The 20,162-nt window shown below is 55.2% G+C and carries 17 protein-coding genes and 1 tRNA gene; 7 read left to right on the forward strand and 11 right to left on the reverse strand.

What is annotated here, in order from left to right:
• Nucleotides 1–18: 18 nt before the first annotated feature.
• Nucleotides 19–579, forward strand: coding sequence for a hypothetical protein (locus NNN71_RS02960; protein WP_271457841.1), 561 nt, complete (start codon nucleotides 19–21; stop codon nucleotides 577–579).
• A 380-nt stretch (nucleotides 580–959) separates the two neighbouring features.
• On the opposite strand, the gene NNN71_RS02965 is transcribed toward NNN71_RS02960, so the two are convergent.
• The 3 genes from NNN71_RS02965 to NNN71_RS02975 all read right to left on the reverse strand — a co-directional run bounded on the left by NNN71_RS02965 (nucleotide 960) and on the right by NNN71_RS02975 (nucleotide 3,113).
• Nucleotides 960–1,036: transfer RNA gene (locus NNN71_RS02965), tRNA-Pro, on the reverse strand.
• Between the two features lie 76 nt (nucleotides 1,037–1,112).
• On the reverse strand, nucleotides 1,113–2,867 hold the full coding sequence (yejM, locus tag NNN71_RS02970; protein ID WP_271457842.1) for an LPS biosynthesis-modulating metalloenzyme YejM: 1,755 nt from the start codon (nucleotides 2,865–2,867) through the stop codon (nucleotides 1,113–1,115).
• Between the two features lie 18 nt (nucleotides 2,868–2,885).
• On the reverse strand, nucleotides 2,886–3,113 hold the full coding sequence (locus tag NNN71_RS02975) for a YejL family protein (RefSeq protein ID WP_163447579.1): 228 nt from the start codon (nucleotides 3,111–3,113) through the stop codon (nucleotides 2,886–2,888).
• A gap of 183 nt (nucleotides 3,114–3,296) precedes the next feature.
• Between NNN71_RS02975 and yejK the strand changes: the two genes are divergently transcribed.
• Nucleotides 3,297–4,304 (forward strand): nucleoid-associated protein YejK, encoded by a 1,008-nt coding sequence (gene yejK / locus NNN71_RS02980; protein ID WP_271457843.1) that lies wholly within the window; start codon nucleotides 3,297–3,299, stop codon nucleotides 4,302–4,304.
• 271 nt (nucleotides 4,305–4,575) lie between these two features.
• Complete coding sequence (locus tag NNN71_RS02985) at nucleotides 4,576–6,537, forward strand: glycosyl hydrolase family 28 protein (RefSeq protein WP_271457844.1); 1,962 nt, start codon at nucleotides 4,576–4,578, stop codon at nucleotides 6,535–6,537.
• Nucleotides 6,538–6,602: 65 nt separating this feature from the next.
• Here NNN71_RS02985 and rplY read toward each other — a convergent pair whose 3' ends face one another.
• On the reverse strand, nucleotides 6,603–6,887 hold the full coding sequence (gene rplY, locus NNN71_RS02990; protein WP_271457845.1) for a 50S ribosomal protein L25: 285 nt from the start codon (nucleotides 6,885–6,887) through the stop codon (nucleotides 6,603–6,605).
• A 242-nt stretch (nucleotides 6,888–7,129) separates the two neighbouring features.
• Here rplY and NNN71_RS02995 point away from each other — a divergent pair, with 242 nt between their 5' ends.
• Nucleotides 7,130–7,663 carry a lipocalin family protein gene (locus NNN71_RS02995; RefSeq protein WP_223803011.1) on the forward strand — a complete coding sequence of 178 codons (534 nt, stop codon included), beginning with the start codon at nucleotides 7,130–7,132 and terminating at the stop codon, nucleotides 7,661–7,663.
• On the opposite strand, the gene NNN71_RS03000 is transcribed toward NNN71_RS02995, so the two are convergent.
• Nucleotides 7,660–9,417 (reverse strand): DEAD/DEAH box helicase, encoded by a 1,758-nt coding sequence (locus NNN71_RS03000; RefSeq protein ID WP_271457846.1) that lies wholly within the window; start codon nucleotides 9,415–9,417, stop codon nucleotides 7,660–7,662. The genes NNN71_RS02995 and NNN71_RS03000 overlap by 4 nt on opposite strands.
• Before the next feature lie 154 nt (nucleotides 9,418–9,571).
• Here NNN71_RS03000 and rsuA point away from each other — a divergent pair, with 154 nt between their 5' ends.
• From rsuA to NNN71_RS03015, 3 genes are all read left to right on the forward strand, one after another.
• Nucleotides 9,572–10,279 carry a 16S rRNA pseudouridine(516) synthase RsuA gene (rsuA, locus tag NNN71_RS03005; protein ID WP_271457847.1) on the forward strand — a complete coding sequence of 236 codons (708 nt, stop codon included), beginning with the start codon at nucleotides 9,572–9,574 and terminating at the stop codon, nucleotides 10,277–10,279.
• A gap of 21 nt (nucleotides 10,280–10,300) precedes the next feature.
• On the forward strand, nucleotides 10,301–11,497 hold the full coding sequence (locus NNN71_RS03010) for a Bcr/CflA family multidrug efflux MFS transporter (RefSeq protein ID WP_271457848.1): 1,197 nt from the start codon (nucleotides 10,301–10,303) through the stop codon (nucleotides 11,495–11,497).
• A gap of 315 nt (nucleotides 11,498–11,812) precedes the next feature.
• Nucleotides 11,813–12,154 (forward strand): YejG family protein, encoded by a 342-nt coding sequence (locus NNN71_RS03015; protein WP_064544049.1) that lies wholly within the window; start codon nucleotides 11,813–11,815, stop codon nucleotides 12,152–12,154.
• 3 nt (nucleotides 12,155–12,157) lie between these two features.
• On the opposite strand, the gene yejF is transcribed toward NNN71_RS03015, so the two are convergent.
• From yejF to mepS, 6 genes are all read right to left on the reverse strand, one after another.
• A complete protein-coding gene (yejF, locus tag NNN71_RS03020; RefSeq protein ID WP_271457849.1) occupies nucleotides 12,158–13,747 on the reverse strand; it encodes a microcin C ABC transporter ATP-binding protein YejF in 1,590 nt (529 codons plus the stop codon).
• Between the two features lies 1 nt (nucleotide 13,748).
• Nucleotides 13,749–14,771: a microcin C ABC transporter permease gene (locus tag NNN71_RS03025; RefSeq protein ID WP_271457850.1), complete on the reverse strand. Its 1,023-nt coding sequence runs from the start codon at nucleotides 14,769–14,771 to the stop codon at nucleotides 13,749–13,751.
• A 2-nt stretch (nucleotides 14,772–14,773) separates the two neighbouring features.
• Complete coding sequence (locus tag NNN71_RS03030) at nucleotides 14,774–15,865, reverse strand: microcin C ABC transporter permease YejB (protein WP_271457851.1); 1,092 nt, start codon at nucleotides 15,863–15,865, stop codon at nucleotides 14,774–14,776.
• Nucleotides 15,866–15,874: 9 nt separating this feature from the next.
• A complete protein-coding gene (locus NNN71_RS03035; RefSeq protein WP_271457852.1) occupies nucleotides 15,875–17,719 on the reverse strand; it encodes an extracellular solute-binding protein in 1,845 nt (614 codons plus the stop codon).
• Nucleotides 17,720–17,769: 50 nt separating this feature from the next.
• A complete protein-coding gene (locus tag NNN71_RS03040; RefSeq protein WP_271457853.1) occupies nucleotides 17,770–19,335 on the reverse strand; it encodes a cyclic di-GMP phosphodiesterase in 1,566 nt (521 codons plus the stop codon).
• A 123-nt stretch (nucleotides 19,336–19,458) separates the two neighbouring features.
• The gene (mepS, locus tag NNN71_RS03045; protein WP_064544062.1) at nucleotides 19,459–20,031 is read right to left on the reverse strand and encodes a bifunctional murein DD-endopeptidase/murein LD-carboxypeptidase; all 573 of its coding nucleotides are present in this window, start codon (nucleotides 20,029–20,031) and stop codon (nucleotides 19,459–19,461) included.
• Nucleotides 20,032–20,162: the final 131 nt, after the last annotated feature.

Raw genomic sequence — 20,162 nt, forward strand, 5'->3', positions numbered from 1 at the left:
TGTTAATGGTGATGGTTTATGTTTGTTAATAAATTATTGATAGTGGTTTCTTTATTGGGTACCACAGTGGCTTACGCTGCTGATGATATGGTTGCCGCGCAACAACAAGTTGCTCATGCTCAACGTATGCTGGATGCGGCACAAGGCGATGTTGATTCTGTAAATGCGAATTATGGTCATGGTACTGTTGTGGGCTGGGCGCAAGCGGCCAGTGAGGCGGGGGCGTTACGTTCACAGGCCCAGGCCGATTTGAAAGCGGCGCAAGTTAATCTTGCTAACGTGTCAGCTAATACCATGAATGTCGCGGCTTCAAGCCTTAATCCGGCAACTAAGGTCCAAACCAAAAATGGTGTTGTCGCCGCGGGCTCTCTCCCCCCAACAACACAAGTTGCTATTGCCTACCACAGCGTATTTAGCAAACCAGTGCGCGGTGGAAACAGCCATTCTTCAGGCTTTGATCATGGCGAGCATGGAACCGGCAACGGTGCCAACAATGCCGCCAACTCTCACAGCGCTCATGGTTTAGGTGGTGGAGATCATATCGGTGGCGGTCGTACAGGTGGGGGTTTCCACTACTGATAGTTAAGGTCAGGTAGGATAATTTCAATATATTCTCAGCAAGTCGTCAGGTATTTTCCTGTCATGCCGATTAAATAGACCCGCTCATGAGGCGGGTTTTTTTATTGGTTATTGTGTGCCTGTTTCATTACGACTAAACACAAAAATGACGAGGGTTATCTTAAATCTACCAGCGTAATACAAAAAAGGCTGAGGTTACGGGATTGCTTATTAAGTCACGGATTCAGGAACAGATGAAAAACACGTAATATCAAACGAGAGACAAACAGCCGGATATTTTGAATTCCTGACATAGCTGTGGGTGTAGGGCAGGTTTGAGATGTATTTGGTCGATTTGGAAAATAAAAAAACAGGGAATAGTCCCTGTTTTCTCAAAGAGTTGGTCGGCACGAGAGGATTTGAACCTCCGACCCCCGACACCCCATGACGGTGCGCTACCAGGCTGCGCTACGTGCCGACGCATGGGGGAAATACTACCGCTTTTATCGCCGATTGCAAGCAGGTAACTCACTGATTGATTCATAATTAATCAATCAGTTAGCGATAAACCGTTTTTCCTCGGTCAGCACCTGTAGCAGCAAGCTGAGCTGGGCTTTCTGGTCACGTACGCGGTCGCCCTCGGCAGTCCAGGTTTTATAGTGGCCGTTATGATCGAGCACTACAGTGATGGCGGGCGTGGTGATCGCCAGCGTGTTGCTATCGGCCGCGGTAACCCAGTTATGGCGGCGGGTCGCGCTGAACAGATCCTGACCCTGCGAGTACTCGTTGGCAGGGGTGCTAACGTGCAGCAGGCGCTGCATCAGCGTGGTCATCACATCTTTATGGTCGGTCAGCAGGTCGATGCGCTGTGCCGGGGTACCAGGCCAGTGGATGACCAGCGGTACCTGTAGCTGGGCTCGCGACCAGTTGAAGCTATTTTTCTGCCCGCTGAGCGGCACGCCGTGACCGGCGGTAATAATCACTACCGTATTCTCAAGCTTGCCAGAATCGCGCAGAGCGTCCAGTAAGCGGCCGATTTGCTCATCGACCTGCGCGGCTGCGCGGCTGTACTGACGATCGCTTGCCTGCGCGCTGCTGACGTTCGTGCCGTTAAACGACACCCATGAGAACCAGCGTGTTTCGTCCTGCGCATTGTTGGTCAGCCAGTTTATCCATTGGCTTGCCGTCTGGGTATCATTCTGCGACTTGCCAGGGGGCAGGGAGAAGTCGGACAGCAGCGCCTGACGATAAATCGGGCTTTCAAAGCCGTCAGAAGAGAACAGCCCCAACTGGTATCCCTGCTGATTAAGAGCGCTGATGAGTGCCGCTGGCACACGCGCGGCAAGCACGCCGTCCATATAGCCAGGCGAGATGCCGTAGAACAGGCCGAAGATACCGCTATCGGCAGTGTTACCGGCGCTCATATGCTGGGTGAAGTTAACGTTATCGTTGGCAAAGCGTGCCAGCGACGGCATCTGCTGCTCAAAGCGTGAATAGTTCAGCCCATCGACGGTAATCAGCAGGACGTTTTGGCCCGCACCCATATCGCGATAGCGTAGATCGCTCAGCGGATATTGTACGGTGACCGCTTCCGGGTCGCCTTGCTCCACCAGGCGTCGCTGGTAGTCCTGCGCGTCAAGCAGCCCGTGTTTCTCGAGGAAGCGGCGGGCCGTCATCGGGTAGGAGAGCGGCAGGTTGGCGCGCTGCATGGTGATTGGGCGATAGAAATTGGCATCCGCCCAGATATACATCACGTGCGAAGCGATAAATGAGGCAAAGAAAAACCAGGCGACCGGGCGCGCGTAGTGTCGGCGGCGCGTCAGGCTGCGCAGTTTCTGCCAGCTCCAGGTGGCAAACAGCATTTCGACGAGCAGAATCACCGGTACGCTGATAAACATCAGCTGCCAGTCGCGAGCCGTCTCATTTTGATCGGGGTTGATAACCAGCTCCCACACCACCGGGTTAAGGTGCAGGTGGAAGCGGGTAAAGACCTCGCTGTCGATAATCAACAGCGTCATGCCCGCCGTCGCCAGAATAGCGGACAGGAAGCGCATCAGGCGCTGGGACATGACGATAAAGGTCAGGGGGAACAGAATCAGCAGATAGGTGGAGAACACCAGAAAGCTGAAATGCCCGACAAGGCTGATGTAGGAGAAAACCCGTCCTGCCAGCGTCGTCGGCCAGTCGGCGACAAACAGATAGCGGCTACCGAGCACCATGGCCAACAGCATGTTGAACAAGGCGAACCAGTGCCCCCAGCTAACCATCTGGGAGACCTTTTCTCGGTAAGGCTGACGATGTGTCACCATAAACTGTTGCTTGTACCCTTAGTGCGCAGAATCGCTATTAATGGAAGATTGCAGCGCCTGGGCAAAAGAACGCGCGATAGCCTGGCGTTGAGCCGGAGCCACGCTGCTGTTAATCAGGTTGGTTACCATATTGCCCAACACCATCAGAGAAAGGTCGGTCGGGGCCTTATGTTGTTCCAGCACGTTAGCCAGCTCGCTCAGCAGCTGTTCTACGTGTTCATCACTATAGCGGGATTGTTGTGGCATAAATCGAAATCTGTCTGTTCATTAAAGGGCAGTATATTACCGTAGCAGCAGCATTTTTTCCGCTTTTTTTCGGCGTAACGCGTTATCCTTTGCGCATTATACTGCCGCGACCTCGGTAATATGCGAGTTGCACTGTTATATCGGGGGTGGTTGAATACACCCGATCTTAAAGGAGAGTTTAACATGAGTCTGGATATCGACCAGATTGCTTTGCATCAGCTCGTCAAACGCGATGAGCAAAATCTGGACGTGGTGCTGCGCGACACGCTGCTGGAGCCCACCGCGCCGGTTGAAGAGATGATGGCCGAGCTACATCGGGTGTATAGCGCCAAAAACAAAGCCTACGGCCTGTTTACCGAAGAGAGTGAACTGGCGCAAACGCTAAAATTACAGCGCCAGGGCGAGGAAGATTTCCTCGCGTTTAGCCGCGCGGCCACAGGGCGTCTGCGCGATGAGTTAGCGAAGTATCCGTTCGCCGACGGCGGCATTGTGCTGTTCTGCCACTACCGTTATCTGGCGGTGGAGTATCTGCTGGTGGCGGTGCTGAACAACCTCAGCAGCATGCGTGTCAACGAGCAGCTGGATATCAGCGCGACTCACTATCTGGATATCAACCATGCGGATATTGTGGCGCGAATCGATCTCACCGAGTGGGAAACTAACCCGGAATCGACCCGCTACCTGACCTTCCTCAAAGGCCGCGTTGGGCGCAAAGTCGCCGACTTCTTTATGGACTTCCTCGGTGCCAGCGAAGGGCTAAACGCCAAGGTGCAGAACCGTGGTTTGCTGCAGGCGCTGGATGATTTCGCTGCTGAAGCGGAGCTGGATAAAAACGAGCGTCAGAACGTGCGTCAGCAGGTGTATACCTATTGCAACGAACAGCTGCAAGCGGGTGAAGAGATTGAACTGGAGTCGCTGTCAAAAGAGCTTTCCGGCGTGAGCGAGGTCAGCTTCAGCGAGTTTACTGCTGAAAAAGGTTACGAGCTGGCAGAGAGCTTCCCGGCGGATCGTAGCACCCTGCGTCAGTTGACCAAGTTTGCCGGCAGCGGCGGTGGGTTGACGATTAACTTCGACGCGATGTTGCTGGGTGAACGCATCTTCTGGGACCCGGCGACTGACACGCTGACGATTAAAGGCACCCCGCCGAATCTGCGTGACCAGCTACAGCGCCGGACGTCAGGCAAAAGCTAATCCCTAAAGCCCGCCTTCGTGCGGGCTTTGTCTATTTTGCTATCTGCGCATGGTGAGTGACCCCACTCGCAATTCTGTGATCGCTTCTTTTGTATGCAGGTCAAATCTTGACCTGACTCTCAGTTATTTCGCATAAAAATAAATAAAAATGCGTTTCATTTTAAATGCAAAATTATTTTGATTTTATAAGGAGAGCTGTTTTTACAACAGCAGCTCATGAACGCGGTTATTTGTGCCCAATACCGCGGAAAACTGAGAGGAAAAATAAAACATGCACAATACCTTCAGGCATTCCCGAATTGCGCTGGCTTCGGCGCTACTCTTTACAGGCCTGCTGAGCGGCTGCGACGACAGCGCTGCCGCCGAGCGCGCTGAGTCGGCAGCGCCGCAGAACGTCCAGTCGCCGGTACTGTCAGCCGACGATGGGCGTGTGGTGTTGGTTTGGGAAAGACCGCTCGCGGAAGCAGAGAAGGTGGTTGATTACCATATTTATCGTGATGGCGTGTTTACGGGGAGCGCGCGGGATAACCAGGACATTTACTCGCCAGCCAAGCCCTATATCGATAACTTCTACCAGACGCTGGACGACGGCTGGCAGCAGAAAGTGGATTTGCGCACGTTTACCGCCGATGGCCTGAAAGCTGATACGGAATACCGCTTCACCGTGCGTGCCGTTTATGCGGACGGTAAAGAGTCTGCCGACAGCGCGCCGATTGTGCTGCGTACAACTAAAACGCCGCACGTGGTAAATGTGAAAGACTTTGGCGCGGTAGGCGATGGCAAAATGCTGGATACCGCCGCGCTACAAAAAGCGATCGACAGCTGTACCATCGCAGTCTATCCCCAGGGATGCAAAGTCAGCGTGCGTGGTGGTGTATTTAAAACCGGTGCGCTGTTCCTGCACAGCGATATGACGTTGGACATAGCCGACGGCGCCACGCTGCTGGGTTCCGATAACCCGGCGGACTACCCGATGAGCAAAGGCTATTATCTCTATCCTTATACCGATAACCCGCTACCAAAACGTCCACCGTCGTTGCTTAACGTGCTGGAGGGTGATGACCGCGGCAGCTCGCATGCCGGTACCTTCCAGAATATTCGGATCGTCGGTAAAGGGATCATCGATGGTAATGGCTGGACACGGGGCGTAAAGGCCGGTGGCGCGGAGTCGATTATTGATGAGCTGGGTAACACGCTGCCACAGTATCGTGCCAGCAATGCGAAGAGGGTGGGGGAGGACGGCGTGCTGGCGAAATACCAGACCGAACAGGCAGTGGCGGAAGGGATGGACCGCGACAGCGCCTATAAAAACCGCCGCTCCAGCCTGATGACGTTACGCGGCGTGCGTAATCTTTATCTGGAAGGACTAACCCTTCTCAACCCGGCATTTCACGGCATCATGGTACTCGAGTCGGAGAATATCGCTTTCAACGCGCTGACGCACAAAACCTTCGACGGTAACAACGCCGACGGCATTGAGCTCGGCAACAGCCAGAACGGTCTGGTGTTCAATAACTTCTTTGATACCGGTGATGATGGTATGAACTTCGCGGCGGGCTACGGCAAAGGCGTGGAGACGTTTGGCCAGAAAGCGCAAAGCGGTACGTGGATTTTCAACAACTACTTCCGTAAAGCGCACGGCGCGGTCGTGACCGGCAGCCATACCGGCGCGTGGATTGAAAAAATTGTTGCGGAAGATAACGTTATGTATCTCACCGATATTGGCCTGCGCATGAAGAGTCGTCCTTACTATGGCGGCGGTGCGCGTGACGTCGTATTCCGCAACAACGCGATGAAAGATTTAGCCAAAGAGCCGTTTATCTTCACCATCAAATACAGTGCGGACGTCAACGACACCACGCCAGCCGCTGAACCTGCGCAGTTCCGTGATATCACGGTCGAAAATGTGACTGTTGACGGCTCGGCGGCGAAGAACAGCATTCTGGTTGATGGTATGACGGCGGATGAGATGGCGGCGGCCTATGGCATCACTTTTTCCCGCGATGCGTATCATCAGAATCTGTCTTTCAGACACGTCAAGTTCCGTAATACAAAGGCGACAGATATTTCCTTCCTGCGTGACAGTCAGTTCAATAATGTGACGTTTGAGAATACGGCGCAGGCGTGGAATTTTGCCGAAGTCAGCGGCATTACGCTGACGGATAGCGTCAATAATGAAACGATTGCGGCGACAGGAACAGAAACGGTGATACGAGAAGCGGCAACTCAATAAACGGCAGGCATAAAAAAACGGCTCCCGATGGGAGCCGTTTTTTCGTCACGTAGACTCGCAGGCGATTAAGCGCGAACGAAGTCGATGTGAGACAGTTTCGGCTTGAACGGGTGACGCTGCACCGCCTGAGCCTTAACTTTTTCTTCTTTACCATCAACAACGATGGTCAGAACTTCGCTGTAAAATTCAGCGTTGTTCTGCAGGTTCCACAGCTTGTCGTGATCCAGTTCAATAGCAACCGGAGCTGCTTCGCCACCATAAATGATAGCCGGGAACTTGTTAGCTGCGCGCAGGCGGCGGCTCGCACCCTTACCCTGCTCTTTACGTACTTGTGCTTCGATAGTAAACATTGAATAGCTCTCTTGATTAATCCTGCTACAGGCGACCCAGCAGCAGGCAAATGATCTGCTTCACGGATGTGAAAGCGGGCGGCATTATAGCCTCCAATCCCCGCGCGGGCAATGAAAACCTCGCCATCAAATAAGCCGTTAGCGTCAAGAACCTGCGTATCCGGTGAGATGTTCCTAATCTGTCCGTGCGGTTTCGTTTATCCTCTACACTGAAGTGATAATCACTTTCAACAGGAGAGAACATGAAGCTATGGCCCGTCGTGACAGGTGTTGCTATTTCATTGGCGCTGGTGGCCTGTAGTTCGCCGACGCCGCCAAAAGGGGTCACGCCGATAAGTGATTTTGACGCGAGCCGCTATTTGGGCAAGTGGTATGAAATCGCTCGCCTGGAAAACCGCTTTGAGCGAGGGCTTGAGCAGGTTAGCGCGACCTATGGCAAGCGTTCCGATGGCGGTATTTCAGTCGCCAACCGCGGCTTCGACCCGCAAAAGGGCGAGTGGAAGCTAAGTGAAGGCAAGGCCTACTTCACCGGTAAGCCCACGACAGCGGCGCTCAAGGTTTCCTTCTTTGGCCCCTTCTACGGCGGCTATAACGTGATTGCGCTGGATGATGATTACCGGTACGCGCTGGTGAGCGGCCCAAACCGTGACTACCTGTGGATCCTGTCGCGCACACCAACGCTACCGCCGCAGGTTCGACAGAATTACCTCACCATCGCCCGTGGTCTGGGTTTCGCGGTTGATGACCTGGTGTGGGTAAAGCAGACGCGCGATTAACGTAGCTCGTTGGCTCGGCGGTATCGCCCTTCGTAGTCGAACACTTTTTCACGCACCTGCCAGTAAGCCCCTTTTTTGCGGGCGACAACAAAATCCGGTGCGCGCAGCAGCGGCTGTTGGGCGATAATATCGGCAGGCGTAATCCAGCGCAGCGGCACGCCGGGCGTGCGGGTATGCGGGCGGATAAATAGCTGCTCAAACGCTGTTTTTTGCGCCGGGGTGTGCAGGCGGAAACGCTCGCTAACGTCGGCGCCGTCCTCGTCGTAGTAGGTGATTTTCAGCCAGCCGCCTTTCTCGTCCATCCCGTCCTGCAACACCATGCCGCTACAGCGTAGCACCAGCGCGTCCTTGAGTTTTAGCGCCGCCTTCAGCATGTCGTCCGGGTCGACCAGCACCGTATCACACTCGCGACAACGGCGGGCGGCAATATCGTTTTCGGCGTTACACTGCGGGCAGTTTTTAAAGCGGAAGCGATAGTCGCACTGCTCGCGATGGCCGTCATCGTCCTCCAGCCAGCCCTGACAGCGGCGGCCAAAGTGTTCAATCAGCGTGCCGTCGGCGGTAGTTTTGCCCCAGAAGGTGTTGGCAAAGCCGCAGCCGGGGCAGAACACCTGAACCGGCACGTTGTCGCTTTTGCCTTTCGGTGCACCCACTTCCGGCGCGTACAGGTCGTGCGGGTTGCCGGCGTAATCAAGAATCAGACAGTCGGTTTTCCCCGGTGCCAGGCGCAGGCCGCGGCCAATAATCTGCTGATACAGACTGATCGATTCGGTCGGCCGCAGAATGGCAATCAGGTCGACGTGCGGGGCGTCAAAGCCGGTAGTCAGCACCGCCACGTTGACCAGGTAGCGGAACTGCTGATTTTTAAAGGCATCAATCAACGTATCGCGCTGTGGCCCTGGGGTTTCACCGGTGATCAGCGCAGCGTCATCGGCGGGCAGCAGGCCGGTAATTTCCCTGGCGTGCTCAACGGTGGCGGCGAAAATCATCACCCCTTTGCGCGTTTGGGCGAACTCTTCAATCTGGCTAACGATGTGTGGCGTAATACGCTGCTGTTGTTTTAGCTCACGGTTGAGATCCGCTTCGCTGAACAGGCCGTTGCTGTTAGCCTGCAGGCGGCTGAAATCATACTGTACCACCGGCATATCCAGCCGTTCCGGCGGGGTAAGGTAGCCGTGCTTAATCATATAGCGCAGCGGTAGCTCGTAGATGCAGTCGCGGAATAGCGCTTTTTCATCGCCGCGCACCATGCCGTGATAATGGAACTGATAAATCCAGCCTTTGCCGAGGCGGAAGGGGGTGGCCGTCAGCCCGAGCAGGCGAATCTGCGGGTTGACCTTTTGCAGGTGGCTGAGAATTTGCTGGTACTGGCTGTCGTCATCATCGCTGATACGATGACACTCATCGACGATCAGCAGCGAAAACTCCCCCTGAAAATGGTCAAGATTGCGGGCGACGGACTGCACGCTACCAAAAACCACCTTACCGTGGCTCTCTTTGCGCTGTAGCCCGGCGGCATAAATATCGGCCTCCAGCCCCAGCGCGCAATATTTCGCGTGGTTTTGCGCCACCAGCTCTTTGACGTGGGCCAACACCAGCACGCGCCCACGCGCCAGCCGCGCCAGCTCGGCGATAACGAGGCTTTTGCCCGCGCCGGTTGGCAGAACAATAACCGCAGGCTGCGTGTGGCGGCGGAAGTAGGCCAGCGTGGCGTCAACCGCTTCCTGTTGGTAGGGGCGAAGTGTAAAAGTCATGAGCGTTGTGATTGTCCTTAACAGACAAATAGTATGCCATGAATCTTTTCACTTGAGTGGCAGGGTAAGCCCGTTATACTTACCGATTGTTATTACCCCTTTTTTCGGACGCTTCGTCCGGCGCCCGGCACTTTTTACAGGCTAAAAATACTTCATGCGACTTGATAAGTTTATCGCTCAGCAACTCGGCGTCAGCCGTGCTATTGCCGGGCGTTTGATCCGCGGCCACCATGTGACCGTTGATGATGAAGTGGTACGTGATACCGCTTTCAAACTGCAACCTGAACATAACGTGGCCTATGAAGGCAATTCGTTGACCCAGCAGAACGGTCCGCGCTATTTCATGTTGAACAAGCCTCAGGGCTACGTCTGCTCGACGGAAGACCCGGATCACCCGACGGTGCTCTATTTCCTCGATGAGCCGGTCGCACATAAGCTGCATGCCGCGGGGCGTTTAGATATCGACACCACCGGGCTGGTATTGATGACTGACGATGGTCAGTGGTCGCATCGCATCACCTCGCCGCGCCATCACTGCGAAAAAACCTATCTGGTCACGCTGGAAAACCCGGTGAGTGACGATACCGCCGCGCAGTTCGCCAAAGGCGTACAGCTGCATAACGAAAAAGATCTGACCAAACCTGCCGTGCTGGAAGTGGTGACGCCGACCGAAGTGCGTCTGACTATCAGCGAAGGCCGCTATCACCAGGTCAAACGCATGTTTGCTGCCGTGGGTAACCATGTGGTGGGGCTGCACCGTGAACGTATCGGTGACATTGCTCTCGATCCAGAGCTGGAGCCGGGAGAATACCGCCCGTTAACCGCAGAAGAAATCGCTAGCGTTGGCGCACCCGCGCGCTAACCCACTAATTAGAGGTAGATTGTGACGTCCAGGTCGCGCTCGTCGTTAAAGATTGTCTTCATTCTTGGCCTTCTGGCCATGTTAATGCCGTTGTCGATCGACATGTATCTTCCGGCGCTGCCGGTGATTTCCGCACAGTTTGGCGTACCGGCCGGCAGCGCGCAGATGACCCTCAGCACCTATATTCTGGGATTTGCCCTCGGCCAGTTGCTGTATGGTCCGATGGCCGACAGTCTGGGACGTAAGCCGGTCATCCTGGGCGGCACGCTTATCTTTGCGGCGGCGGCGGTGGCCTGTGCGTTAGCGCCTTCCATCGATTATCTGATTACCACGCGTTTCTTCCACGGCCTGGCGGCCGCGGCGGCGAGCGTGGTGATCAACGCCCTGATGCGCGATATTTATCCGAAGGAAGAGTTTTCACGGATGATGTCGTTCGTCATGCTGGTTACCACCATTGCTCCGCTGGTGGCACCGATGGTCGGCGGCGCGGTGCTGGTGTGGTTTAGCTGGCACGCCATTTTCTGGATTCTGGCTATTGCGGCGTTGCTGGCTTCGGCGATGATCTACTTCTTTATTGACGAAACGTTGCCGGTCGACAAGCGCCAGCCGTTCCGTCTGGGGACCACGCTCGGCAACTTCGCCTCATTATTTCGCCATAAGCGCGTGTTGTCGTACATGCTGGCGAGCGGCTTCAGCTTTGCCGCCATGTTCTCATTCCTCAGCGCCGGGCCGTTTGTCTATATTGAGCTGAACCATGTCTCGCCACAGCACTTTGGCTACTACTTCGCACTGAACATTGTCTTCCTGTTTATTACGACCACCATTAATAGCCGTTTCGTGCGTCGGGTCGGGGCGCTGCGTATGTTCCGCACCGGGCTACTGATTCAGTTCGTGATGGCTATCTGGATGGTGGTGACCGCGCTGCTGGATGTGGGGTTCTGGTCGCTGGTGCTGGGCATCGCGGCATTTATTGGCTGCGTATCAATGGTTTCGTCCAATGCGATGGCGGTGATCCTCGATGAATTCCCGCATATGGCCGGGACCGCCTCATCGCTGGCGGGAACCTTCCGCTTTGGCATTGGCGCAATCGTCGGGGCGCTGCTGTCGATGGCGACCTTTACGACCGCCTGGCCGATGCTGATTTCCATTGCGCTTTGCGCCTCCTGCTCGATTCTTTTCTATCTCTACGCCAGCCGTCCCCGCAAAACCGCGCACTAATACACCTTTAGTAGGGGCGAAATACGCCCCTTTGTTGATACATATCAACAGAACTGCCATTGCCGCTGGGGTGTAATGTTTCTTTTATGTAAAATCCATTAATGTAAAAAGTCACATTGTTGTAGATAAAAAGGTTGCGTTAGATCACAGTTACGGGTACATATAGCGCGGAAATGCATCAGTACACCGAACAATGTCGTATGAAGAATGTTGAATGCAGGCGTTTTTTTGCTGGATGCAAGACGATTTGTCAACAATGTGTTAATATGGATGTGAAATAATTGTGAAGCCATGTAGCTTCCGGGGAAAAACGTAATGACATTCCAGCTTTCAATCGTACATCGACTGCCACAGGACTATCGCTGGTCTGCGGGTTTTGCAGGTTCCAAAGTTGAACCGATTCCGCAAAATGGCGTGGCGGGCGATAACGCGCTGGTCGCGCTAAAACTTCTGAGTCCGGACGGCGATAACGCCTGGCCGGTGATGCACTCGCTTAGCCAGGCGTTGACGGATATTTCCGTTGATTGTTCGGTGCTGGAGTGTGAAGGGGAGCCGTGCCTGTTCGTCAAACGTCAGGACGAGTTTGCCGCTACCTGCCGCCTGAAAAACTTCGGCGTGGCGATTGCCGAACCCTTTTCCGGCAACAATCCGTTTTGACCGTCAGCTCAGTGCAATGAGCTGACGCGTATACGCCTGCTTCGGTTCGGCAAACACGTGCCGACACTCACCCTGCTCGACAACCTCTCCCTGTCGTAACACGATAACCTGGTGGCACAGCGACCGCACAACCTGCAGATCGTGGCTGATAAAAATATAGGCCAGACGGTGCTTTTTCTGTAATGCCTTCAGCAGTGTCAGGATCTGCGCCTGAACCGTGCGATCGAGCGATGAGGTAGGTTCGTCGAGAACGATCAGCTGCGGTTTGAGGATCAGCGCCCGGGCGATAGCGATTCGCTGCCGTTGCCCGCCGGAAAACGCCGACGGATAGCGCTGGCGGGTTTCGGGATCCAGCCCGACTTCCTGCATCACGTGGATAACCTGCTGTTCACGTTCAGCGGAGCTCAGTAACGGATGGTGCACCCGCAACCCTTCTTCAATAATCTGTAGCGCCGTCAGTCGCGGGTTGAGTGATGAGTTCGGATCCTGAAAGACCACCTGAATACGATGACGCAGCGGCAGCATCTGTCGCCTGTCGCGACCCTGAATGGCTTCGCCCGCAAAACGAATATCCCCCTGTGAGGCAATCAGCCTTAGCAGCGCCAGCCCGGTGGTGCTTTTCCCCGACCCTGACTCGCCAACCAGCCCCAGCGTTTCTCCGGCCCGCAGCGTAAAGCTAAGTGCCTTCACCACGCGGTTATGATCGACAACGCGGCGCAAAATACCTTTGCGAATGGGGAACGCGACGCTGAGCTGGTTCACTTCGAGCAGCGGTGCGGCATCCGGCGGCAGGGGAACAGGCTCGCCCGCCGGTTCGCTGTCGAGCAGTTTACGGGTGTAGAGATGCTGAGGTGCGGCAAACAGCGCCGTTGCCGCGTTTTGCTCCACGCAGCGGCCATGCTGCATCACCGCTACCCGGTCAGCCAGCTTGCGCACGATACTCAGGTTATGGGTGATAAACAGCAGCCCCATATTGAGCTCGACGCGCAGTTCGCGCAGTAGCTGAAGAATTTGTGCCTGCACGGAAACGTCCAGCGCGGTGGTGGGTTCATCGGCGATCAGCAACTCCGGGCGGGTCAGCAGCGCCATGGCGATCATCACCCGCTGGCGCTCGCCGCCGGAGAGTTGATGTGGATAGTCAGCCAGCCGCTTTGCCGCCTGACGGATACCCACGCGATCCAGACAGTCTAGTATCTCACCGCGCGCCGCCTCTCTACGCATCCCGCGGTGCAACGACAGCACTTCGTAGAGCTGTTTCTCCAGGTTATGCAGCGGATTCAGCGACACCATCGGCTCCTGGAAAATCATCGCGATGCGGTTGCCGCGAACGCCGCGCAGCGTCTGTGGGCTGGCGTGAAGCAGCGACTCGCCGGCAAAACGGATATCGCCCGTAGGGTAGGTGACAGGAGGTTCCGGCAGCAGACGCAAAATGGAGAGCGCCGAAACGCTTTTCCCCGAACCGGACTCGCCAACCAGCGCCAGGGTTTCTCCGGCGTTCAGCGACAGCGATAGCTGTTCGACCACCGTGGTGGTGGCGCCCTGCTGGCGGAAGGCGATGGAGAGGTTGTCGATTTCGAGAAGTGGCTGCTGCATTTTACACCGCCTTAGAAGGATCGAAGGCATCGCGTACCGCTTCGCCAATAAAAATCAGTAGCGACAACAGGATGGCGACGCAGAGAAAGCCGGCGATCCCAAGCCACGGGGCTTGCAGGTTGTTTTTACCCTGTAGCAACAACTCGCCCAGCGACGGCGAACCAAGCGGTAAACCAAAGCCGAGAAAATCGAGCGAGGTCAGGGTGGTGATGGAGCTACAGAGAATAAACGGGATAAAGGTCAGCGTGGCCACCATCGCATTGGGCAGCATGTGGCGCAGAATAATGCTGCGATCGCCCACCCCCAGCGCCTGTGCGGCGCGAATATAGTCATAGTTGCGGGTACGCAAGAACTCAGCGCGCACCACGCCGACCAGCGACATCCAGCCAAACAGCACGGTAATAGCCAGCAGCCACCAGAAGTTGGGTTGTACCACGCTTGAGAGCAGAATAATCAGGAACAACGTTGGCATCCCCGACCACACTTCAATAAAGCGCTGGCCCCAGAGGTCGATACGGCCGCCGTAGTAGCCCTGTACGGCACCGACCACCACGCCCATCACGCTGGCGCAGAAGGTCAGAATCAGGCCGAACAGCAGCGAAATCCGCGTACCGTAGAGAATGCGTGCCATCACGTCACGGCCATTTGCGTCGGTGCCCAGCCAGTTCTGGCGGGAGGGTGGGGAAGGGAAGGGGACATTGCTCGCATAGTTGATGCTGCTGGCGCCAAAACGGATGGGCGCCCACACAACCCAGCCGTTATTCTCCAGCCGCTGCTGGAGCCACGGATCCTGATAATCGGCCGCGGTGGCAAATTCACCACCAAAGGTTTTCTCGTCGTAGTTTTTCAGTACCGGCATGTACAGGCTGCCCTGATAGCTCACCAGCAGCGGCCGGTCGTTGGCGAGAAGTTCAGCGCACAGGCTGCACACAAATATGGCCAGAAAAATCCACAGCGACCAGTAGCCACGGCGGTTATGGCGAAAGCGCGCCCAGCGCGCCTGATTCACGGAACTCAGGGTCATCGTTAGCGGCCCTCAAAATCAATGCGGGGATCGACCAGCGTATAGCTAATATCGCTGACGATATTCATCAGCAGGCCAATCAGGGTGAAGATATAGAGCGTGCCGAACATCACCGGGTAGTCGCGCGAGACGGTGGCCTCATAACCCAGCAGACCCAGTCCGTTGAGGGAGAACATCACCTCAATCAACAGCGACCCGGTAAAGAACATGCTGATGAACGTGGCGGGAAAACCGGCAATCACCAGCAGCATGGCGTTGCGAAAGACGTGTTTCCATAAGATCTGTTTTTCGCCGACGCCTTTCGCGCGGGCGGTGACGACATACTGTTTGCGGATTTCATCGAGAAACGAGTTCTTGGTCAGCATGGTCAGCGCCGCAAAGCCGCCAATCACCGTCGCCAGCACCGGCAGGGTGATATGCCAGAGATAGTCAGTGATTTTTTGATACCACGGCAGGGTGTCGAAATTGGCCGAGACCAGCCCGCGTAGCGGGAAAATGTCGTAGTAACTGCCGCCCGCGAACAACACGATCAGCACGATGGCGAACAGGAACGCCGGAATGGCGTAGCCAATGATAATGCCGGTACTGCTCCAGATATCGAAACGACTGCCGTTATAGACCGCCTTGCGGATGCCAAGTGGAATAGAGACCAGATAGATGATCAAGGTACTCCATAGCCCTAGCGTGACAGAGACGGGCAGGCTTTCTTTCATCAACTGCATCACTGAGGCGTTGCGGAACAGGCTGTTGCCAAAATCGAAGCGCAGGTAGTCGCTCAGCATCTTGAAATAGCGCTCGTGTAGCGGCTTGTCGAAGCCATAGCGTTGGGTGATTTCAGCGATCACCTCCGGGTCGAGCCCGCGCCCGCCGCGATACTGACTTTCGGCAATATTACTGACGCCCGCGCGTGCCTGGCCGCCGCCCATTCCACCGCCACCGCCGGGCAGGCTGCCCTGGTGGCCGAACTCCACCGCCGCGATGGCCTGATCGACCGGACCGCCCGGCGCAATCTGCACAATAAAGAAATTAAGCGTGATGATGGCCCATAGGGTTGGGACAATCAGCAACAGTCGACGAATCAGGTAGGCGCCCATGTTCTCTCCTTAGCGTCGTGATGCAGGCAGCGTGGCTGCCTTGTTGACGTCATACCACCAGGTGTCAAAACCGGGCGCGTCAATGCCGGATGATGAATAGAGCGGATGCACCTGTGGGTAAGAGAACTTATTCCAGTAGGCCGTACGGCTCCCGGACATGTACCACATCGGTAGCATGTAATTATTCCAGGTTAGCACCCGGTCGAGCGCACGGCCGAGTGGTACCAGCTTCTGCTTATTGCCCTGCCAGCGAATGATCTGATTGATCAGGCTATCAATCGCCGGGTTAGCGACGCCGGGCGCATTGTACGACGAGTTGATGTAGGCCGACGACCAGGAGATCTGTAAATCCGCGCTGGGCCACGGCGTCGCCCGCCACAGGCTTGGCATCATGTCATAATCGCGCTTACGCAGGCGGTTGGTGAGCTGGGAAATATCCACCTGGCGGATGTCCATTCTGACGCCAAGCCGCTGTAAATTATGCTGGAAGGGCATCACCCACTGATCGTTTCCACCGGAGGCCAGCAGCAGTTCGAAGCGCAGCGGCTGGCCGGTTTTTTCATTGACCCGCTGTTGCCCCTTCAGAACCCAACCCGCTTCGTCCAACAGCTGTCCTGCCTTGAGCAGATTTTCGCGGTCGAAGCCGTCGCCGTTCGACGTCGGCGGCTGATAAATTGAGGTAAACACTTCCGGCGGCAGCTGGTCTTTTAGCGGCCCCAGCAGAACCAGTTCGTCGGCGTCAGGATAGCCGCGGGCGGCGTACTCGGTGTTCTGAAAATAGCTGTTGGGGCGGCTGTAAGCGTTATAGAACAGCGCCTTGTTCATCCACTCAAAATCAAACGCCAGGCTGACCGCCTGACGCACCCGACGGTCGGCAAATACCGGTCGCTGGATGTTAAAGGCGAGCCAACGGGTATCCTGCGCGGCATCGTTCTTTTGCTGATCTTTCACGATATAACCGCTGGTAAAGTTTTTGCCAATATAGCGGGTGGCCCAGTTTTTGGCGCTGCTCTCGGAGCGCACGTCATAGGCTCCCGCCTTAAAGGCCTCGAAGGCGACGTTATCATCCAGATAGTAGTCGTAGCGTAGCGTGTCGAAATTCCAGCGCCCGCGGTTAACCGGTAAATCGGCGCCCCAGTAGTTTTTGACGCGGGAATAGACAATGTATTGCCCCATCTTCCAGCTGCTGATGCGGTACGGCCCACTGGCCAGCGGCGGCGTGCTGAGCGGATCGCTGAGTTTATGATTTTTCCAGAATTTTTCCGGCAGAATCGGCAGCGTAAACAGCCCGAGCATATCTTCTTTACCGGGCTTTGCCAGCTCAATACGCACGGTAAGAGGCGCGATAGCTTTGACGGTCGATCCTTTGTAAATCAGGCGGAACTGCGGCACGCCCTCGGTCATAAATTTGTGGAAGGTAAAAGCGACATCTTCGGCGGTGATTGGGCTGCCGTCGTGAAAACGGGCGCGAGGGTTAATCGTCAGTTCCATCCACGAATAATCGTCAGCATAACGCGCGCGGTCGGCAACCAGCGGATAGTAGCTGCCTGGCTCATCGTCGGAGGTCGTGAACAGCGCGTCGTACAGCGATTCAGTGCGAACGGCGGCATTGCCGCGCAGCGCATAGCGGTTAAAGTTATCGAAGGTGCCGATAGCCGCAAGCGTGACGCTGCCGCCTTTGGGGGCCGCGGGGTTAACGTAGTCAAAGTGGTGGAAATCAACGTCGTATTTGGGCTCGCCGATCACTGCAAAAGCGAAACTCTCTTTGATCGTTTGTGCCTGCGTCGGTAAAACGCAAAGCAGCAGCAGGGCAAAACAGATACGCGCTATGATCACGACAGGGCTACCCCGCATTGAAACATCTTGATTGAACACATCTTTTATCACGAAATCTTAATCGAGCGTCATTCCGTTGTGAAATACTTTGCAGGCTTATGGTATTCCGCCGTCAGGTCTTTCAGCGTCAGTGGGCGGCTTATCAGGTAGCCCTGCAGAAAATCGACGCCATGGTCACGCAGCCAGGCCGCCTGTTCTTCTGTTTCCACGCCTTCGGCTACCGTGACAATATCCAGCCGCTGAGTCAGCGTCAGCACGGCATCCAGCACCGGAGAGGTAATCGTCTCCCGGCCAATGGCGTTGACAAAACCGCGATCGATCTTCAGATAATCGAGGGTAAAACGCTCAAGGTAAATCAATGCGCTGTGGCCGGTACCGAAGTCATCAATCGCCACCTCAATACCTTCGCCACGCAGCCAGCTGAAAAGACTCATCGCCTTTTCCAGATGGAGCATGTCGCGTTCGGTGATTTCCAGCACCAGTTGGAAATAGTTGTCGGGCAGGCTTGCCGCGAGCTGACGGATATCTTTCTGGAAACTTTCCGCGTGCAAATGCCCCGGCGCGATGTTGATTCCCAGCTTCGCGCCGGGAGGCAGAATGTCTTTCAGGGTGGCGGCATCACTGGCGATCAGTTCGAACAGATGCTGGGTGAGAGGAACGATCAGATTCTGGGCTTCGGCAAAACTGATAAAGGCATCCGGCGGAATATTGCCTGCGGTCGGATGCGCCCAGCGCATGAGCGCTTCGACTCCGGCAATCTGCTGATTTTTGGCGTCTACTACCGGCTGATAAACCACATAGAACTGACGATGCTTGATAGCAGAGAGGATTTCTTTCCCCGGTCGTGAGCGAATGGTCAGGATATAGAAGCACAGCAGCCCGCCAATCAGACCGCAGGTCAGGCCTAATAGCAGCGCATAGAGCGAGTTATCGGTACCCGAGGCGTTACTATAAAGATACACCTCCAGTGGAACGCCTTTAATTTTCACATGGCGCACCGGGGTGTCGGTAATATCGCTCAGCGCGAGCGGTTTGCTGCTAAAGGTCGAGATTGCCGTTTTGCCGTTCACCACCAGCGCCACGCCGTTGTATGGCGTTTGTTTCGATGAGTAGAGGACCCACGGCATTAAATTGGCGTTAATCGACGCGAAGATACCGCGATTTTCCAGCAGCGGGCTCTTAACCCACAGTACAAAGGCGGGCGTGGTGGGCATCATCGGCGTACCGGCGACGATCCCCATGACGTGCGTTTTGTTGAGATCAAGATCCGGCACCAGATCTTTTAATGGCAGCGACATCTGTCCAGTGGCGGAAGAGCAGTAGGCAATATGATCTTTCACCAACAGAAACGCGCGGACGTTCATGCTGAAGGCGGCGCGAGCGGTCAGCTCAGAAGACACATCGTCACACGGGTTCATGGTCAGCGGCTGGAGTGAATCCATCGTGACCAGAATCTGGCGAAAATAACCGTTGAGGTAGTTCTGCAGACTGGAAATGGTGGTATCGAACTGTACCGCGCGACGATGATGAAAGACAGAAAACTGGATCACCCCGGCAAGCAGAGCAATCATCAGGCCAGCGACAACGCTGGAAGAGATAATGTGGCGGTTAATCGACGAATAACGAGTGAACATGCAACTTCTCTATGCTACGGAACTCCAAAGAAAAGAATACTGATGAAGCATAAAAAAAGCACTGCCGAAGCAGTGCTTTTTTTATGCTTACCGTCAGCCAAGGGAAACCGACGGTAAACCTCATTACGAACGACTCAGGACACGGCGAGCTTCGTTGTAACGCTTGTTCCAGTATGGTTCATTCATGCTGGAAATAGTCACACCGCTGCTGGTGGATGCATGAACGAACTGATTGTTGCCGATATAGATACCGACATGGCGACCGGTAGAACCGGCACGGAACAGCACTAAATCACCGGTGCGCAGCTGACTGCGTTTAACGGATTTGCCCGTTTCCTGCTGCTCCCAGGTGGAGCGCGGCAGCTCTAAACCAAACTGTTCACGGAAGGTGCGTTGTACGAAGCTGGAACAGTCGATACCACGTTTGGTGTCGCCACCCAGACGGTAACGAACGCCTTTCCAGCCTGCGTATTGATCCATCAGACGAGATTTCACGTCGAGGTTGCGCACCATATTTTCAAATTCATCCTGAGAGGCTTGCAGTGATGAGGCATCTTCGGTGCCCACAGCATGCGTCTCAGAATGCATGTTCTTTGCGGTATTACTGGTTGAACTACATGCAGAAAGCAGAACCGCAACTGCTACCGCTGGAATCGCTCGCAAGATATATCTCAAAATCGGCTGAGATTTGACCATTTTCGTTGTTTTCCCTTGAAGTCCTTAACGACCGTAGCCGTTATAAAAAATGCCAAACGCGTCTGAGACTAAATACACGCAATCAATGAGACAATTCTTTGAATTCAGATTTGTGGTGCAGCGCACAAACT

Source organism: Kluyvera sp. Awk 3 (assembly GCF_028069715.1).
Classification (GTDB): Bacteria; Pseudomonadota; Gammaproteobacteria; order Enterobacterales; family Enterobacteriaceae; genus Kluyvera; species Kluyvera georgiana_A.

Coding starts and splice junctions, on each gene's coding strand:
- NNN71_RS03015 (WP_064544049.1), top strand. CDS start 11,813: ATGACATTCCAGCTTTCAATCGTACATCGACTGCCACAGGACTATCGC.
- rplY (WP_271457845.1), bottom strand. CDS start 6,887: ATGTTTACTATCGAAGCACAAGTACGTAAAGAGCAGGGTAAGGGTGCG.
- rsuA (WP_271457847.1), top strand. CDS start 9,572: ATGCGACTTGATAAGTTTATCGCTCAGCAACTCGGCGTCAGCCGTGCT.
- NNN71_RS02985 (WP_271457844.1), top strand. CDS start 4,576: ATGCACAATACCTTCAGGCATTCCCGAATTGCGCTGGCTTCGGCGCTA.
- NNN71_RS03040 (WP_271457853.1), bottom strand. CDS start 19,335: ATGTTCACTCGTTATTCGTCGATTAACCGCCACATTATCTCTTCCAGC.
- NNN71_RS03000 (WP_271457846.1), bottom strand. CDS start 9,417: ATGACTTTTACACTTCGCCCCTACCAACAGGAAGCGGTTGACGCCACG.
- yejM (WP_271457842.1), bottom strand. CDS start 2,867: ATGGTGACACATCGTCAGCCTTACCGAGAAAAGGTCTCCCAGATGGTT.
- yejK (WP_271457843.1), top strand. CDS start 3,297: ATGAGTCTGGATATCGACCAGATTGCTTTGCATCAGCTCGTCAAACGC.
- NNN71_RS03035 (WP_271457852.1), bottom strand. CDS start 17,719: ATGCGGGGTAGCCCTGTCGTGATCATAGCGCGTATCTGTTTTGCCCTG.
- NNN71_RS02975 (WP_163447579.1), bottom strand. CDS start 3,113: ATGCCACAACAATCCCGCTATAGTGATGAACACGTAGAACAGCTGCTG.
- NNN71_RS02960 (WP_271457841.1), top strand. CDS start 19: ATGTTTGTTAATAAATTATTGATAGTGGTTTCTTTATTGGGTACCACA.
- NNN71_RS02995 (WP_223803011.1), top strand. CDS start 7,130: ATGAAGCTATGGCCCGTCGTGACAGGTGTTGCTATTTCATTGGCGCTG.
- mepS (WP_064544062.1), bottom strand. CDS start 20,031: ATGGTCAAATCTCAGCCGATTTTGAGATATATCTTGCGAGCGATTCCA.
- NNN71_RS03030 (WP_271457851.1), bottom strand. CDS start 15,865: ATGGGCGCCTACCTGATTCGTCGACTGTTGCTGATTGTCCCAACCCTA.
- NNN71_RS03025 (WP_271457850.1), bottom strand. CDS start 14,771: ATGACCCTGAGTTCCGTGAATCAGGCGCGCTGGGCGCGCTTTCGCCAT.
- yejF (WP_271457849.1), bottom strand. CDS start 13,747: ATGCAGCAGCCACTTCTCGAAATCGACAACCTCTCCATCGCCTTCCGC.